Origin of the sequence: Xanthobacter tagetidis (assembly GCF_003667445.1) — a bacterium.
GTDB classification, from domain to species: Bacteria; Pseudomonadota; Alphaproteobacteria; order Rhizobiales; family Xanthobacteraceae; genus Xanthobacter; species Xanthobacter tagetidis.
The window spans coordinates 192555-208602 of the sequence record NZ_RCTF01000006.1; the positions used below are offsets into that span (position 1 = coordinate 192555).

18 protein-coding genes are annotated in these 16048 nt (G+C 71.1%); 10 read left to right on the forward strand and 8 right to left on the reverse strand.

Annotation, left to right across the window (positions count from 1 at the left end):
• Positions 1-255 precede the first annotated feature (255 nt).
• The gene (locus D9R14_RS09685; RefSeq protein WP_121623110.1) at positions 256-909 is read left to right on the forward strand and encodes a transglutaminase-like cysteine peptidase; all 654 of its coding nucleotides are present in this window, start codon (positions 256-258) and stop codon (positions 907-909) included.
• Positions 910-928: 19 nt separating this feature from the next.
• On the opposite strand, the gene D9R14_RS09690 is transcribed toward D9R14_RS09685, so the two are convergent.
• Positions 929-1459 carry a gamma carbonic anhydrase family protein gene (locus tag D9R14_RS09690; protein ID WP_121623111.1) on the reverse strand — a complete coding sequence of 177 codons (531 nt, stop codon included), beginning with the start codon at positions 1457-1459 and terminating at the stop codon, positions 929-931.
• 149 nt (positions 1460-1608) lie between these two features.
• Positions 1609-1833 (reverse strand): hypothetical protein, encoded by a 225-nt coding sequence (locus D9R14_RS09695; protein WP_121623112.1) that lies wholly within the window; start codon positions 1831-1833, stop codon positions 1609-1611.
• Positions 1834-1974: 141 nt separating this feature from the next.
• On the opposite strand from D9R14_RS09695, the gene D9R14_RS22895 reads away from it, so the two are divergent.
• The gene (locus tag D9R14_RS22895; RefSeq protein WP_147452996.1) at positions 1975-2535 is read left to right on the forward strand and encodes a T4SS efffector SepA family protein; all 561 of its coding nucleotides are present in this window, start codon (positions 1975-1977) and stop codon (positions 2533-2535) included.
• A gap of 17 nt (positions 2536-2552) precedes the next feature.
• On the opposite strand, the gene D9R14_RS09700 is transcribed toward D9R14_RS22895, so the two are convergent.
• The 3 genes from D9R14_RS09700 to D9R14_RS09710 form a co-directional block, all read right to left on the reverse strand.
• The gene (locus D9R14_RS09700; RefSeq protein WP_121623113.1) at positions 2553-3854 is read right to left on the reverse strand and encodes an RsmB/NOP family class I SAM-dependent RNA methyltransferase; all 1302 of its coding nucleotides are present in this window, start codon (positions 3852-3854) and stop codon (positions 2553-2555) included.
• On the reverse strand, positions 3851-4534 hold the full coding sequence (locus D9R14_RS09705) for a 5'-methylthioadenosine/S-adenosylhomocysteine nucleosidase (RefSeq protein ID WP_121623114.1): 684 nt from the start codon (positions 4532-4534) through the stop codon (positions 3851-3853). The genes D9R14_RS09700 and D9R14_RS09705 overlap by 4 nt, the downstream gene beginning before the upstream one ends.
• A gap of 77 nt (positions 4535-4611) precedes the next feature.
• Positions 4612-4956, reverse strand: a complete 345-nt coding sequence (locus D9R14_RS09710) for a hypothetical protein (protein WP_121623115.1) — start codon at positions 4954-4956, stop codon at positions 4612-4614.
• Positions 4957-5218: 262 nt separating this feature from the next.
• Here D9R14_RS09710 and D9R14_RS09715 point away from each other — a divergent pair, with 262 nt between their 5' ends.
• The 5 genes from D9R14_RS09715 (at position 5219) to mepA (ending at position 9692) form a co-directional block, all read left to right on the forward strand.
• Positions 5219-5914: a tetratricopeptide repeat protein gene (locus D9R14_RS09715; protein WP_121623116.1), complete on the forward strand. Its 696-nt coding sequence runs from the start codon at positions 5219-5221 to the stop codon at positions 5912-5914.
• A gap of 11 nt (positions 5915-5925) precedes the next feature.
• Positions 5926-6186, forward strand: coding sequence for a hypothetical protein (locus D9R14_RS09720; RefSeq protein ID WP_121623117.1), 261 nt, complete (start codon positions 5926-5928; stop codon positions 6184-6186).
• Between the two features lie 96 nt (positions 6187-6282).
• Positions 6283-7674, forward strand: coding sequence for a ribosome biogenesis GTPase Der (gene der / locus D9R14_RS09725; protein WP_121623118.1), 1392 nt, complete (start codon positions 6283-6285; stop codon positions 7672-7674).
• A gap of 78 nt (positions 7675-7752) precedes the next feature.
• Positions 7753-8787 (forward strand): L,D-transpeptidase, encoded by a 1035-nt coding sequence (locus tag D9R14_RS09730; protein ID WP_121623119.1) that lies wholly within the window; start codon positions 7753-7755, stop codon positions 8785-8787.
• Positions 8787-9692, forward strand: a complete 906-nt coding sequence (gene mepA, locus D9R14_RS09735) for a penicillin-insensitive murein endopeptidase (RefSeq protein ID WP_121623120.1) — start codon at positions 8787-8789, stop codon at positions 9690-9692. Before D9R14_RS09730 ends, mepA begins: the two co-directional genes overlap by 1 nt.
• A gap of 10 nt (positions 9693-9702) precedes the next feature.
• Here mepA and D9R14_RS09740 read toward each other — a convergent pair whose 3' ends face one another.
• A complete protein-coding gene (locus D9R14_RS09740) occupies positions 9703-10497 on the reverse strand; it encodes an SDR family NAD(P)-dependent oxidoreductase (RefSeq protein ID WP_121623121.1) in 795 nt (264 codons plus the stop codon).
• A gap of 192 nt (positions 10498-10689) precedes the next feature.
• Between D9R14_RS09740 and D9R14_RS09745 the strand changes: the two genes are divergently transcribed.
• The 3 genes from D9R14_RS09745 to D9R14_RS22900 all read left to right on the forward strand — a co-directional run bounded on the left by D9R14_RS09745 (position 10690) and on the right by D9R14_RS22900 (position 13341).
• On the forward strand, positions 10690-11652 hold the full coding sequence (locus D9R14_RS09745) for a polysaccharide deacetylase family protein (RefSeq protein WP_170168563.1): 963 nt from the start codon (positions 10690-10692) through the stop codon (positions 11650-11652).
• A 152-nt stretch (positions 11653-11804) separates the two neighbouring features.
• Positions 11805-13067 (forward strand): amidase, encoded by a 1263-nt coding sequence (locus D9R14_RS09750; protein ID WP_121623123.1) that lies wholly within the window; start codon positions 11805-11807, stop codon positions 13065-13067.
• Between the two features lie 49 nt (positions 13068-13116).
• Positions 13117-13341 (forward strand): hypothetical protein, encoded by a 225-nt coding sequence (locus D9R14_RS22900; protein WP_147452997.1) that lies wholly within the window; start codon positions 13117-13119, stop codon positions 13339-13341.
• Positions 13342-13519: 178 nt separating this feature from the next.
• Here D9R14_RS22900 and tolB read toward each other — a convergent pair whose 3' ends face one another.
• Positions 13520-14860: a Tol-Pal system beta propeller repeat protein TolB gene (tolB, locus tag D9R14_RS09755; protein WP_121623124.1), complete on the reverse strand. Its 1341-nt coding sequence runs from the start codon at positions 14858-14860 to the stop codon at positions 13520-13522.
• 252 nt (positions 14861-15112) lie between these two features.
• On the reverse strand, positions 15113-16045 hold the full coding sequence (tolA, locus tag D9R14_RS09760; RefSeq protein WP_121623125.1) for a cell envelope integrity protein TolA: 933 nt from the start codon (positions 16043-16045) through the stop codon (positions 15113-15115).
• Positions 16046-16048: the final 3 nt, after the last annotated feature.

Sequence of the window (16048 nt, forward strand, 5' to 3'; positions counted from 1 at the left end):
GGAAAAAGGCGCGCGCGTGGCGCGGACGCCGCCGGGTCCCCGCCCGGTTGGTTGCGCGGGTCTCTGGCCGCCGCAGGCCCGGCCGCGCAGGATTTTCGCGAAACCAAGCAACGCCAAGGCATCACCTGCGCAGGCACCGGCTGTGGCCTTGAGGTCACGGTATGGGATGGCCGTTAAGGTTAACGGAAGGTTGACGGGGCAATTGCGGCCGAGATGCGGCATTATGATCTCGTTAACGATTGGCGGATGCCCGCGATGCCCGAGCGCCTGGTCCGATTTTTTCTGGCTGCCTTCCTGGTGATGGCAGGCGCCACCGGCGCCGCCGCCCAGGACCAGCGCCTGAGCCTGCGCGTCACCAGCCCCGTGCCTGCGGCCCTTCCGAGCAGCCTGTCCGAAGGCCATGCCACCAGCGCGCCCATCGGCTACACCCGGTTCTGCGCCGAATATTCCCACGAATGCGCCCCGTCCGGCTCCGTTGTCGCCATGGTGCGGCTCGACGCGCGCCGCCGCGCCGAGCTGGAGCGGGCCAACACCTCGGTGAACGCCAGCGTCGAGCCGGTGACCGACCTTGAGCATTACGGCGAGACCGAACGCTGGACCTATCCCGACGACGGCAAGGGCGACTGCGAGGACTATGTGCTGGAGAAGCGCCGCCTGCTGCTCAATCTCGGCTGGCCGGCCTCAGTCCTGCTCATCACCGTGGTGCGCGACCAGAACGGCGACGGCCATGCGGTGCTGACCGTGGTGACGGACCACGGCGACCTGGTGCTCGACAACCAGGAGGAAAAGATCCTGCCCTGGAGCGAGACCGGCTATCGCTACGTGAAGCGCCAGTCCCAGGCGCATCCGGCCCGCTGGGTGTCTCTCGGCGACAGCGGCGCCCCGCCGGTGGTGGGCGCCGGCCGCTGACGGCGGGACCGGGGCGGGATCAGTCGATCCGCTTCAGGCCCTTCTTATAGCGCTGGAAATTGTGCTGGTAGTGCTCGGCCGTGCGCGCGACCCGCGCCGCCATTTCCGCATCGATGCGCCGCACCGCCTTGGCCGGGGCGCCGACGATCAGCGAATTCTCCTCGAACACCTTGCCCTCGGTGACGAGCGCGTTGGAGCCGACAAGGCTGCGCGGGCCGATCACCGCGCCGTTGAGCAGCGTCGCGCCCATGCCGATGAGGCTGCCCTCGCCCACCGTGCAGCCATGCAGGATCGCCATGTGGCCCACGGTGACGCCGGCGGCGAGCGTCATGGGGAAGCCCGGATCGGTGTGGAGGACGCAGTTCTCCTGAATGTTCGTGCCCTCGCCGATGACGATGGGCTCGTTGTCGCCGCGCAGCACCGAGCCGAACCAGACGCTCGCGCCCTCCTTCAGGATGACGCGGCCGATCAGCACCGCATCGGGCGCGATCCAGTAATTGCCGGAGGCGGGAAGCTCTGGCGCGATGCCATCGAGGGAATAAAGCGGCATGGACGGTCCTCTTCGGGCCTGACGGGGCGGAAGACGGGCGCGCCCCGCGCGCCCTGATTGCCGCTTGCTACCGCCATTGCCGCCGCGGGGCTAGGCCCTCGGCGCGACCACGGCCCGAGGCCCGCCGCAGCAGGCCGCGGGCGGCCGTGTCAGATGCTGGCCCAATAGCCCTCGCACCCGGCCGGCGGATTGGCCGCCGCCGCGCCGTGGCGCTTCTTCAGCTCGGCACAGGAATAGGCCCGCGCATCGGCCGGCAGCCGGGAATTGATGGCGGTGCCGATCTCGTCATAGGGCTCGGACGAGGCATAGACGTAGAACGCCCAATAGCCGCCCACCACCAGCAACAGGAGAACTATGACGCGGATGATACCCATGGGACCGCCCTCAATCTCTAACCACGGTTCGGTGGGTTAACGCCCCGCCCTCGCTAAAGGTCCCAGGCCGCTCCCCGTATCGGCTTGACAGGGGCCATTATTGCGTATCGTATGATTATAACGGAGGACAGGAGGACCGTCGTGCCCGTCTCGATAGCATTGTCGGAAGACACATACCGTCGCCTACAGGCGGCAGCCGAGCCGTTCGTGGACAACACGCCAGAATCAGTGATCGTAAAGCTTCTTCGGGCGTGGGAGAGCAAATCCACGCCACAGAAGCGCGACGATGACCAAATCAATTCGCGCATCGAACGTGAATCCTTCGACCCTCGGAACCCACCGAGCCTGACACATACGAAAGTTTCCGCGGCCAGAATCATGAACGAATCCATACCGAGTCCAACATGGAACGGCCTTATGGATTCAATTTTGATTCTGGCTTCAGATCGACTCGGCGGCGTAGCAGCTCTGCGACGGATCGCGAGCGTCAACTTGACAGAAGGGGCCAAGGGCGATGAAGGCTATCGATACGTTTCTAAAGGCAACTTTTCGGTCCAAGGCCAGGATGCCAATTCTGCTTGGAGAGCTGTCGTTCAAATTGCAGATCGCCTTCAAGTTCCGACGGTTGTCGAATTCGAGTGGCGCGTAAAACCCGAAGCTCAGTTTCCAGGCACCCTTGGTCGAATGACACTTGAATTCTAGAGTCCAGTCAGCGAGCCCTACCCCTCCCGGCGCAGCACGCTCACGAAGAAGCCGTCCGTCCCCGTCCGGCGCGGCGTCATCAGCAGGCCCTCGCGGCTGGTGAGGGCGGCGGCGGCCAGAGCCGCCCCCTGGGCGCCGAGCGCCAGAGCGGCATCGGTGGGCGCGATCGGGTGGAAATCCGAGCGCTTGGCCAGCAGCGCGCGCACCTGGGCGCCGTTCTCCTCGTCCAGCAACGAGCAGGTCACGTAAGCGAGCCGGCCGCCGGGGCGGACATAGTGGGCCGCCTGCTCCAGCACCTTCGCCTGCTCGGCGATGCGCTGGGCGAGCGCGCCGGGGCGCACGCGCCACTTGGCGTCGGGGTTGCGCCGCCAGGTGCCGGTGCCGGTGCAGGGGGCGTCCACCAGCACCAGGTCCATCCGCCCTTCCAGGTCGCCGAGCACGTCCTCGGCGCCGCGCGGGCTCCTGACCTGCACGTTGCGCACCCCGGCGCGGGCCACGCGCTCATGCAGCGGCTTCAGGCGGCGGATGTCGGCATCGTAGGCGTAGATCTGGCCCTTATTGTCCATCAGCGCGGCGAATTCGAGCGTCTTGCCGCCGGCGCCGGCGCACAGGTCCAGCACCTGCTCGCCCGGCGCGGGGCGGGCGAGGATGGCGGCGATCTGCGAGCCCTCGTCCTGCACCTCCACCTCGCCCTTCAGGAAGGCGGGCTCGGCGGAGACCGGCGGCGCCTTGCCCTCGGCATCGAGCACGATGCGCAGCGCCAGCGGCGAGAAGCGCCCCGGCTCGGGGTGGAGATGGGCGAGCGCGGCGCGCGCGGCGTCCGGCTCGGCCTTCAGCGTGTTGACGCGCAGGTCGAGCGGAGCGCGGGCGGCGAGCGCACGCCCCTCCTCCGCCGCATCCGCTGCGAACACGTGGCGCAGCGAGGCGTGGAGCCACTGGGGATAGTCGCCCTGCACGAAGGGCGGCGCCCCGGAAAGGTCCGGCGCGGCAAGGCGCGCCTGCTCTTCCGGCGAGAGCGGCGAGGGCGCGAAGCGCTCGCCGGAGCACAGCGCGGCGATCGCGGCGGCATCGAGCCCGCGCATCACGGCGAGCATGCCGAGCACCAGAGCGCGCGGCGTCTCGGAGCCCATCACATGAGCCGCGGACGCGCGCCGGCGCAGCGTGTCGTAGACCAGGCCGGCGATCGCGGCCCGGTCGCCCGAGCCGGCAAAGCGGTGGCCGAGGCCCCAGTCCTTCAGCGCCTCGCCGGCCGGGCGGCGGCGCGCGGCGATGTCGGCAAGGACCTCGATGGCGGCGGAGATGCGGGCGGAGGGGATCACCGGCGCACCTCCGCGTCCTGGCGGCCCGCAGCGAGGGCATCGAGCCCGCCGGCGGCCAGCTGCGCCGTCAGCAGGTCCACCGCGCGCGCCAGCTTCTCGTCGACGATGTGGAGGTATTCGGTCCAGTCCTCAAAGCGGGCGATATCGCTGCGCCCGTCGGAGATTCCGCGCAGGCCGATCAGCGGCCGGCCGTGGCGGCGGGCGGCGCGCAGCACCGCGAAGCTTTCCATGTCCACCATGTCCTGCGCGATCGCGTCATAGGCCGCGCCTGAGATGATGGCGCCGCCGGTCGAGAGGGAGGCCGAAGGCACGCCGGCGATGCGGTGCGGCAGATCGATCTCCGCTGGCTCGTCCAAGAACGGCGTGCGCCCCTTCTCGAAGCCGAGCGCGGAGGCGTCCATGTCGCGATAGGCGACGCGCGCGACCTGATAGACCTCCGCATGCTCCAGCCGGCGCGAACCGGCCGAGCCGAGCGTGACCACGAGATCCGGCGCCGCGTCGCGATGTTCCAGCGCGGCGAGGGCGCGCGCCGTCTCCACCGCCGCCTCCACCGGGCCGACGCCGGTGATGAGCGGCGCGATGCGTGCCTGAAGATGCGGCCCGTATTCCTGGCGGGTTGCCATCACGAAGAGCACCTTGTGGCCGCCGACGGAATGGAGATGGCGGGCGGGGTCGTCCATGGCTGTCACCTGAAGCGCGGCGGGCGGAGCGCCTGTCCTCTAGCGCCCGGCGCCTCCTGTCAATCGCCGCGCCGCGTTCAGATGTTCAGCAGGATGGCGAGCGCGAACAGGCCCCACACGAGCGCCAGCACCGCGAGGCTCGCAACATCGAGGCTCACGCGGGCCCGCGCCGCCGGCGAAAGGAGCTGCGGGAAGGCGGCGATGAAGCGCAGGGCGACGAAGACGAAGGCCAGCACCACGAACGCCACGTCCGCCTTGCGGGTGAACAAGGCGAGCGCGGTGAGGGTGTAGAACAGCAGCGCCGCGAAGACGGCGCGCACGCCGTCCGCCGTCACCTCGCTGGCGCGGATGCCGCGCAGCAGCACGGCAAGCACCAGCGCCACATGGATGAACAGCGGCAGCAGAATGATCTGAACTGTCATGACCCCCTCCGTCGCGCGCCCAGAGGCCGGGCGTCGGCTCTGGCGTCGCCGCAAGCGCAACCGCAGCGGCGCGGTTTCGTTCCCCCGGAACGCTGAAACGACGGGGGGGAGCCGTCGGCAACCGGCCCGCGTCGCGGCCGGTCAGGCGATCGCGCCACTTGACCCGGCGCGGGTTTGCCACGATTGAGCCGCACGGATACGTTACCCGCCCTTTCCGGCACCCCTGACGGGAGCGCCGGCGCCAGAGAGCCGCGAACCGCCGATGACCGACATATTTCACGAGATCGAGGAAGACCTCCGGCGCGAGCGCCTGCGCAAGCTGTGGGACCGCTTCGGCAACTACCTGATCGCGCTGGCGCTGTTGCTGGTGGCCGCGACCGCCGGCTGGAGCGGCTGGAAATACTGGCGCGAGCAGCAGGCCTTCAAGGCCAGCGCCGCGTTCGAGGCCGCCTCCGAGCTCGCCGCCGCCGGCAAGTTCCCGGAGGCCGAGGCCGGCTTCCAGGCGCTGGTGAAGGACGGCCCGGCGGGCTATGCGGCGCTCGCCGGCTTCCGCGCCGCCTCGGTGGCGGCGCAGGCCGACAAGGCGCGCGGCGTCGCCGCCTTCGACGCGCTCGCCGCCAATGCCGGCCTGCCCGCCGCGCTGCGCGACGTTGCGCGGGTGCGCGCCGGGCTGATCCTGGTGGATACCGGCACGCCGGACGAGGTGCGCCAGCGCGTCGGCGCGCTCGCTGCCGGCACAGGGCCGCTGCGCAATTCCGCCCGCGAGGCGCTCGCGCTCGCCGAGCTGAAGGCCGGCAACGCCGCCGCCGCCAACAAGCTCGCCACCGAGATCACCGAGGATGCCGAGGCCGCGGGCGGGGCGCGCTCGCGCGCCGAGCTGATCCGCCGCCTCACCGCCTCGGCGGTCCCGCCCCCCGCCGAGCCGGCCGCGCCCGCGGCGAGCCCGGCGACCCAATGAGGGAGTCCTCCATGACGCAAGCGCTCGCGCGCCTCGCTCTTGCCGCCGGCCTCGCGCTGGCGCTGGCCGGCTGCGAATCGATGGAGAAGTTCAACCCCTTCGCCGAGAAGGAGACGCGCCTGCCCGGCTCGCGCCAGCAGGTCTTCCCCGAAGGCGTTCCGGGGGTCGACTATTCCGCCGCGCCCTCGCAGCCGAGCAATTCCAACGCCGTCCTCGACCGCCTGCCGGACCCCGCGGCCAAGCCGGGCCAGCAGGGCCAGCAGACCAACTGACCGCGCGGCGCGCCCGCTCCTGCGGGCGCCGTGCTAGGCTGCGCCGCCGCTTCTCCTTCCAGACCCCGCACGCAGCAGGGGCGACGAGCCGAATTCATGTCCTTCACCCTCGCCATCGTGGGCCGGCCCAATGTGGGCAAGTCCACCCTGTTCAACCGCCTCGTGGGCAAGAAGCTCGCGCTGGTGGACGACCGGCCGGGCGTGACCCGCGACCGGCGCGAGGGCGAGGCCCATCTCGGCGACCTCACCTTCCGCATCGTCGACACGGCGGGCCTGGAGGAGGCGGACCCGGCGAGCCTCGAAGGGCGCATGCGCGCCCAGACCGAGACCGCCATCGCCGACGCCGACGCCATCCTGTTCATGATCGACGCCCGGGTCGGCCTGACCCCCGCCGACCGCGCGTTCGCGAGCCTGGTGCGCAAGTCGGGCAAGCCCACCATCCTGGTCGCCAACAAGAGCGAGGGACGGGGCGGCGAAGCGGGCCGGCTGGAGGCGTTCGCGCTCGGCCTCGGCGACCCGATCCCGCTCTCCGCCGAGCACGGCGAGGGCCTCTCCGAACTCTACGACGCCGTGCTCGACGCGCTGCCGGAGCAGACCGCCCTGGCCGAGGACGACGAGGACACGGACGACGACGAGGACGCGGCGGAGCCGGCCGACGCGGAAGCGGCGGACACCAGGCCGAAGCGCCCCATCAAGGTGGCGGTGCTGGGCCGGCCCAATGCCGGCAAGTCCACGCTCATCAACCGCCTGCTCGGGGAAGATCGCCTGCTCACCGGCCCGGAGGCCGGCATCACGCGCGATTCCATCGCCGTGGAGGTGGAGCACAAGGGCGTGAAGCTGGAGGTGTTCGACACCGCCGGCCTGCGCAAGCGCGCGCGCATCGACGACAAGCTGGAGAAGCTCTCCGCCGCCGACGGCCTCCGGGCGATGAAGTTCGCCGAGGTGGTGGTGGTGCTGATCGACGCCACCCGCCCGTTCGAGGAGCAGGACCTGCGCATCGCCGATCTGGTGGAGCGCGAGGGCCGGGCGCTCGTCATCGGCTACAACAAGACCGACCTCGTGCCGCGCGGCGGCCTCGCCGCCAAGCTGCGCGAGCAGGTGGACCACCTGCTGCCGCAGGTGAAGGGCGTGCCGATCGTCGCCCTCTCCGGCGCCACCGGCCACGGGCTCGACAAGCTGGTGGAGGCGATCGTCGCCGCCCACAAGTGCTGGAACAAGCGCATCGCCACCAACCCGCTCAACCGCTTCCTCCAGGAGGCGACCGACGCGCATCCGCCGCCGGCGGTGTCCGGGCGCCGGGTAAAGCTGCGCTACATGACCCAGCCGAAGGCGCGCCCGCCCTCCTTCGTGCTGTTCTGCTCGCGCGCCGACGCGGTGCCGGAGAGCTATCTGCGCTATCTCTCCAACGGCCTGCGCGAGACCTTCGACCTGCCTGGCGTGCCGATCCGCATCGCTTTGCGCGAAAAGGCCAATCCCTACGCCGATTGAGCGCGGGCGGCAGCTCGGGTTAGATTCCCTGCGCAGATTCGCCGCCGGCTCCGGCGGCGGTCCGGTGAGGGGTGCCCCATGGCCTTTGATTTCGACGCCGGCCGACGCCGGACCCTCAAGCTCGCCGGCCTGATCGCCGCCGGCGCCGCGCTCGACGCGCTGCTGCCGGTGATGGCGGCGGACGACCCCGACCTCGAAGCCATCAAGGCGCTGAAGCCGGGCGCGTTCGTCTGGCATCCCGAGCGCGCGCCGGACGGCTTCGTCGCGGTGGTGGTGAACCTGTCCGACCAGATGGCCTACGTCTACCGCAACGGCGTGCGCATCGGCGTCACCACGGTCTCCACGGGCAAGGACGGCTTCGGCACGCCCACGGGGGTGTTCACCATCCTCCAGAAGGACGTGGACCACCATTCCTCGCTCTATAACGACGCCTCCATGCCCTATACCGAGCGCCTCACCTGGTCCGGGGTGGCGCTGCATGCCGGCGGGCTGCCGGGCTATCCCTCCTCGCACGGCTGCGTGCACCTGCCTTTGGCCTTCGCCAAGCTTTTGTTCGGCATCACCCATCTCGGAACCACGGTGATCATCGCCGACAACCACACGGCGCCGCAGGACGTGCTGCATCCCGGCCTCGTCATGAGCGAGAACCTGGAGCAGGAACTGGCGGTGGACGCCACCGGCCGGGGCGCGCCGCAGGACGGGCAGACGCCGCAGGCCCCCGGCGCCGCCGCCCCGCCGCCGGAGCCGGTGAGCATCGTCATCAGCGGCGCGGACAGGACGCTCATCGGCCTGAAGGGCGGCAAGCCAGCCGTGACCGGCCCCGTGACCATCGCCGATCCCGGCACGCCGCTCGGCAACGTGGTCTATGTGCTGACCGCGACCGCGCCCGGCCAGCCAGCGCGCTGGAACGCGGTGTCGCTGGAGGGCGGAGACGCGGTGACCGGCGCGGCCCAGCGCACGCTGTCGCGCATCGGCATCGACACCACCATCAACCAGCAGGTGGCGGCACTGGTGAAGCCGGGGGCGACATTGTTCATCACCGACCTGCCGGCCCATCCGGACACCCGCACCAACCAGGACTTCGTGGTGCTCACCCACAAGGCGGCGAGCTGATGGCCCGGCCGGTGCGCGCGCGCCTCGCGGCGGCGCTCATCGCCCTTGCGTCGCTGCTGCCGGCCGGCGCGGCGTCGGCCCAGGGCGTGCCGCCGGCGCTGGCGGACAAGCCGGCCAAGGAGCTGTTCGGCAGGGTCGACGGGCCGGCGCCGCTCGCCGCGCGGTCCATCGGCTTCTATTCCAAGGGCTGCCTCGCCGGCGGCGTGGCGCTGCCGGTGAACGGTCCCGCATGGCAGGCCATGCGCCTGTCGCGCAACCGCAACTGGGGCCATCCTGACCTGGTGGCGTTCGTCGAGCGGTTCGCGCTGCAGGTGCCGAAGGTATCGTCGTGGCCCGGCATCCTCGTGGGCGACATGGCGCAGCCGCGCGGCGGGCCGATGCTCACCGGCCACGCCTCGCACCAGCTCGGCCTCGACGTGGACGTCTGGCTCACCCCGAGCCCGGGCCGCGAATTCACCCGCGAGGAGCGCGAGAAGCTCTCCGCCACCATGATGGTGCGCGCCGACCGGCGCGACATCGACCCCGCCAACTGGCGCCCCGACCACTGGAAGGTGGTGCGCCTCGCTGCGCAGGACCCGCAGGTGGAGCGGGTGCTGGTGAACGCCGCCATCAAGAAGGCGCTGTGCCGCGACGCCACCGGCAATCGCGCCTGGCTCGCCAAGGTGCGCCCCTATTGGGGCCATGATTTCCACATGCACGTCCGCATCGGCTGCCCCAAGGACAGCCCCGGCTGCCGCGCCCAGGACCCGATCCCCGGCGGCGAGGGCTGCGGCGCCGAGCTCGACTGGTGGTTCACCGACGAGGTGCTGCACCCCAAGCCCTCGAAGGAGCCCTCCAAGCCCAAGCCGCCTTTGACGCTGGCCGAGCTGCCCGAGGCTTGCACCGGCGTACTGCTGGCGAAGTAGCCGGCGCGCCTCAGCGCAGCCGCTCGCGCATGGCGCGGTGGGTGACGCGCGCCAGCAGGCCGCGCGGCGCGAAGCGGGTGGCGAACGCCAGCAGCCGGTTGGTGCCGCCCACCACCTCCATCGCCCGCCCCGCCATCATCGCTTCGACGCCCCGGGCCGCCACCTCTTCCGCGCTGGTGGATGGGGCGCCGCGGAACAGCTCGGTGCGCGTCATGCCGGCACGCGCGGCGAAGCCGGTCGGCGTCGGGCCGGGGCAGAGCGCGGTGACTGTGACGCCGCTTTCCGCCAGTTCCTCCGCGAGCGCCAGCGAGAAGGACAGCACATAGGCCTTCGAGGCGCCGTAGACCGCGGCCAGCGGCAGCGGCGCGAAGGCGGCGGTGGAGGCGACGTTGAGGATCTGCCCCGCGCCGCGCGCCCGCATGGCCGGCAGCACGGCACTGGTGAGGCGCGTGAGCGCGGCGATATTGGTGGCGATCATGCCGGCGGCGCTCTGCGCCGGCAGGTCCGCGAACGGGCCGTAGTCGCCGAAGCCCGCATTGTTCACCAGGATGTCCGGCCCGAGCGCCGCGAGATCGGCCGCGAGCGCCTCGGTGGCGGCAGCGTCCGAGAGGTCGCAGACGCGGATTTCCGCTGCGCCGCCGTGCCCGCCGGCAATCTCGCGCGCTGCCGCCTCCAGCCGCGCCGCGTCGCGGGCGACCAGCAGCAGGCGGTGGCCGCGGGCGGCGATCTCGTGGGCGACCGCGAGGCCGATGCCGGCATTGCCGCCGGTGACGACCGCGAGCTTTGAGGCGGGAGAGGGGTTCATGGTCGTCTCCGTGGCGCCGACGCGATGGCGGGGTCGCGATTGGACCCGCGCCGGCGCACCGGCGCAATGGCCGTCTCAGGGACACCACCCCTCCAAGGCAGCCCTTGCCTGCGGCCCGGCGGCGTGCTGAGTGCTGCCACGGCTGCGCCCGCGCTGGCGGGCGGGCCGCATGCCTTTTCGGGATCGATCGCCGTGCCGTCCGCCGTCCGCCTCCTGCCTGTCCTTGTCCTTCTCGCCGCCACCGGTGCCGTGCACGCCGCGGCTCCGCCGCCCGCCTGCTTTGCGCCGGCCGCGCTCGCCGCCAGGCCCGGCGAGGAGATCGTCCAGCCACGCAAGGGCGCCGTCGCACTGCCCGACCGGGTGCTCGCCGCCGCCCAGCCCGTGCCGGCGCCGCTCGCCGGCGCCATCCGGCGGGTGGACCTGCCGGCGGGCGTGAAGCTCGTCGCGCTCACCTTCGATCTGTGCGAGGCCGGCGGCGAGGTCTCCGGCTATGACGGCGCCATCTTCGACTATCTGCGCCAGGAAGACGTGCCGACCACTTTGTTCGCCGGCGGCAAGTGGATGATGACGCACAAGGAGCGGGCGATGCAGCTGATCGCCGATCCGCTGTTCGAGATGGGCAACCACACCTGGTCGCACGCCAATCTCGCGGTGCGCGCGGGCACCGAGATGCAGCGCCAGGTGGATGATGCGGACATCGCCTATGCGGTGCGCCGGGCGGACGCCGCCGCGCTGGGCTGCGCGATGGCCGGCCCCGAGCGCACGCGGATGTTCCGCTTCCCCTACGGCTCGTGCAGCCCCGAGGCGCTCGCCTATGTGAACCACACCGGCCACCTCGCCATCCAGTGGGACGTGGATTCCGGCGATCCCGCCTTCATCGGCGCCAAGGTGATGGCGGACCAGATGCTAGCCGCCATCCGCCCCGGCTCCATCGTGCTCATGCACGCGAACGGGCGCGGCAAGCACACGGCGGCGGCCCTGCGCCTGCTGATCCCGGCGCTGAAGGCGCGCGGCTACGGCTTCGCCACCATCTCCGAGCTCATCGCCAAGGGCCGGCCGGTGGTCGTGCCTACCTGCTATTCCATGCGGCCGGGCGACACCAAGGTCTATGACGATGCCGCGCGCCAGGGCCGGCGCGTCCTGCCGGTGCAGTGAGGCGCCGGGGCGGGCGGGACGGCCCCTTTGACGGCAAGCTGAATCTCCGCTCTTTTGCATCCGAGCTTCCGAACGCTGGCGTCGTCGCGGCCCCGGCTTCGGATCCGGACCGAGCCCGGCGCGCCGCGCCCAACCCATTGGCCCCCCGCCCCATGACCATGCTGAAGGCCCGCGAGATCGCCCTTGCTCTGCGCGAGGGCCGCACCACGCCCCACGACGTGCTGGAGACCTGCCTTGCCGCCATCGCCGAGAGGGATGCGAACGTGGGCGCCTTCTGCGCTCTGGACCCGGCGGCGGGGCGGGCGAAGGCGCGGGGCGGCGACTTCGGCGGGACAGCGCTCGCCGGCCTGCCGTTCGCGGTGAAGGACATCATCGACACGCGCGATCTGCCCACCGCCTATGGCAGCCCCCTCTTCGCCGGCTACCGGCCGCGCGCCGACGCCCCGGTGGTGGGGCAGGCGCTGCGCGCCGGCGGGCTGCTGCTGGGCAAGACCGTGACCACGGAATTCGCCTTCCTGAAGCCGTCGCAGACGCGCAACCCGCGCCGGCTCACCCATTCGCCCGGCGGCTCCTCCTCGGGCTCGGCGGCGGCGGTGGCGGCGGGCATGGTGCCGTTTGCGCTCGGCACCCAGACCGGCGGCTCGGTGGTGCGCCCGGCCTCCTATTGCGGCGTCACCGGCTACAAGCCCACCTACCGGCTGCTGCCGGCGCTCGGCATGAAGACCTTCTCCTGGCACCTCGACACCATGGGCCTGTTCGCCGCCCGCGTGACGGACGTGGCGTTCGCCGCGTCCGCGCTCACCGGGCGCGACCTTTCCATCGAGGGCTTCGGCACGGCGCCGCGCATCGGCATGCTGGCGACCGCGCGCGACGCATCGGCGAGCGCCGACGCCCATGCCGCGCTCGCCGCGGCGGCCCGGGCCGTGGAGGCCGCGGGCGCACGCATCGTGCCCATCACCCTGCCGGAGGAACTGGAGGCGGCCGATGCGGTGCACGGCACCATCCAGGACTTCGAGGCGGCGCTGGCGCTGATGGACGAGTTCACCCACCACCGCGCCGCACTCTCCGAGGGGCTGCGCGCGCACCTTGAGGCCGCGTCCGCCATCACGCCCGAGGCCTATGACGAGGCACGGCGCATCGGCAAGCGCGGGCGGCACGTGCTCGGCACCCTGTTCGGCGAGGTGGACGCGCTGCTGACCTTCTCCGCGCCCGGCACCGCGCCGGAGGGCTTCGCCTCCACCGGCTCGCCCATGTTCAACCGGCTGTGGACCCTGATGGGCTGCCCGACCATCAACATCACCGGCCTCACCGGTGCCGACGGGCTGCCCATGGGCGTCCAGCTGGTGGGCCGTTTCGGGCGCGACCGGGCGGCCTTGAGCCTCGCCGCGCTGGTGGAAGGCGCCATCGCCGTGTGAAATAACGTATGCCAAGACATCGTCCTGTGCGATGCACGCAGGGCTAAAGATGAAAATCTGGCGTTACTTGGCCCGGCGGAGCCTTCGCGCCGCAGCGAGAAGTCATGCGCCGCAGCACATTTCAGGTCTTTTCAGGGCGGCGCGCTTTGCTAGTTTTCCCCGCGAGGTCGATTCATGCGGGGAGCAGCCGGTGACGGTGACGCAGGTCTTGACGCTCCTGAAGCTCGGCGCCGCCTTCGCCTTCATTGGCGCGGTGCTGCTGGGGATGACGTAGACGCGACACTGCCGGCCTCAGCGCGGGGCCCCAGAACAACAATACAAGGGAAGGTCGGATCGGCCCACGTGGCGCCGGGGAGGGAAACCTCCCCGGCGTTCGCGCATGCGGCCGTTGCGATCGGCATCGGCGTGGCCGAGCCGGCGCGGGCCGCCGCCGGGCAGGGCCGCCATCGCCCTCAGGAGCGCAGCGGCGACCAAGCGGGATCGGAGGCGTAGCTCGGGGTGGGCACCCGCTGCTCGTTGTAGCCGGTCACGTCCACCGTATAGAGGTTCGGGCCCGCCGCGCCGCCGGGATCGCGGAAGAACATGATGACGCGGCCGTTGGGCGCGAAGGTCGGCCCTTCGTTATGGTATCCCTCGGTGAGCACGCGCTCGCCCGAGCCGTCGGTCTTCATGACGCCGATGGCGAAGCGGCCCTCCGCCTGGCGGGTGAAGGCGATCCAGTCGCCGCGCGGCGACCAGACCGGCGTCGAGTAGCGGGCATTGCCGAACGAGATGCGCCGCGCGCCCGAGCCGTCCGCGTTCATCAGGTAGATCTGCGAGGAGCCGCCGCGGTCGCTCTCGAAGCAGATCTGCCGCCCGTCGGGCGAATAGCAGGGCGCGGTGTCGATCGCCGGCGTGTCGGTGAGGCGGGTGGTGGCCTTCGAGCGCAGGTCCATCACGAAGATGTTGGAATTGCTGCCCTGCTGCAGGCTCATGATGACCTTCTGGCCATCGGGCGCGAAGCGCGGGGCAAAGCTCATGCCGGGGAAGTTGCCCACCACCTCGCGCTGGCCGGTCTCGATGTTGAGCAGCAGCACGCGCGGATCACCCTGCCCGTAGGACATGTAGGTGATCTCCTGGCTGGTGGGCGAGAAGCGCGGGGTCAGCACAAGCTGGTCGCCGCGCGTGAGGTAGCTCACATTGGCGCCGTCCTGGTCCATGATGGCGAGGCGCTTGATGCGCCGCTCCTTCGAGCCGCTCTCGTCCACGAATACGATGCGGGTGTCGAAATAGCCCTTCTCGCCGGTCAGCCGCTCATAGATGGCGTCGGCGATGATGTGGGCGATGCGGCGCCAGTTCTCCGGCTGCGCGACGAACTGCTGGGCGGCGAGCTGCTGGCCCGCGAACACGTCCCACAGGCGGAAGATCACCTGGAAGCGGCCGTCCTGCTGGCGCGCGACGCGGCCGGTGACGAGGCCCTGGGCATTGATGACGCGCCAGTCCTGGAAACGCGGCGTGTCCGGATTGGAGATCTGCTCCACGAACGCCTTGGGATCGATCGGCGCGAACAGGCCGGAGCGCTTGAGGTCGGCGGCGATGACGCCGGAAATGGCGCGGCCCTGCTCCACCTCGCCCACGAAGTCGGTGATGGCGATCGGGATCGGCTGGGGCACGCCGCCGGAGATGTCGAGCTTCAGCGCGGCGTTGGCCGGCGAGGCCCTGAGCGCCGCGCCGGCGGCCAGAAGGCCACCGGCGCCGGCCACGAAGCTGCGGCGGGTCAGCGCGAATCTGGAACGCGAGGGGGGCGGGTTCACTTTGGTCGGACCTCTGATGGCTTTCGGCGCCCATCCGCGCGGCGGGGCCGGCTTCGGGTTGGGGCGCGATGAAAGGGGAACGCGGAACGGTCGGGACGGGTGTCCCTCAGACTAGAACCGGACCTGCCCCGGTTGGAATCCGTCCGGAGCGGGGTCGGTGTCACGATGCGAGAAGCGGAAGCCGTCTTCCCAACCAAGCCGGCTGCCGGCCGATGGGAACGCTCTTCCGCCGCCGAGCGGGCCGGGCGCATGTCAGGCTCCCTTCGGCGTGAATCTCAGCTCCATATCCTTCCACTGACGATAGTTTTCCTTGCGGAGCATGGTGTAAGGCTGGCAGCGCAGCAAGGCGCGCATGGCGCTGTCGGCGATCGGCCGCCAGAAGGCGGAGGGGCTGCCGCCGAGCACCTCGGGCTGCCCGACGATGGAGCCGTCCTCGCGGAACGACACGTTGATGAGCACGAACAGCGCGTCGTCCGGCACGCCGGGCGTGATCCAGCACTGCTGGAGCCGGGCGCGGAACGCGTCGATCTCGCTCTGGCTCAGGGTCGCCTGCTCGCCGCGCGGGGCGCCCAGCGAGGCGGTGGTGGAGACCTGGCTGGCGCTCGCCGCCTGGCGCGTCGGGGTACGCTTGTCCAGGAGCTGCTTGATTTCGTCGGCGTTGAAGTCGCGCTGCGAGGTGACGTCCTGGGGCTTGGGGTCGTCCTTCGGCGGCGCGGGCTTCCTCGGCGGCAGCGGCACCGGCGCGAGCGATGCCTGCTGCACGGGCTTGGGATCCGGCTTTGCCGCGTTCTTCAGCGCCTCGTCGGCGGTGGGCGGCGTGGGCGGCGCCTCGGCTGCCTTGGGCGGGGTCGGCTGCTGCTGGGGCGGCTGGGGCGGCTGGGGCGGCGGGGCGGCCGCCGCGGGCGGCGGCGTGGTGGCGTCCACCGGCGCCTTCTCGGACACCTTGGGCTTGGAATCCTCCACCGGGCTCGGCGCGTCGACCTTCTCGGCGACGGTCTTCGGCGCCTCGTCCTTCTTCCCGCTCTTCTCGCCCTTGGTCATCTTGGTGAATTCGGAGGCGGAGACGATGTCCACGGGCATGGATTCGGGCGGCGTGTCGAACGGCTTCGCGCCGGTGAAGGACACCAGCATGAACACCAGAACGCTCGAATGCAGCACCGTCGATGCGGCAAGCCCGACACGCATCGC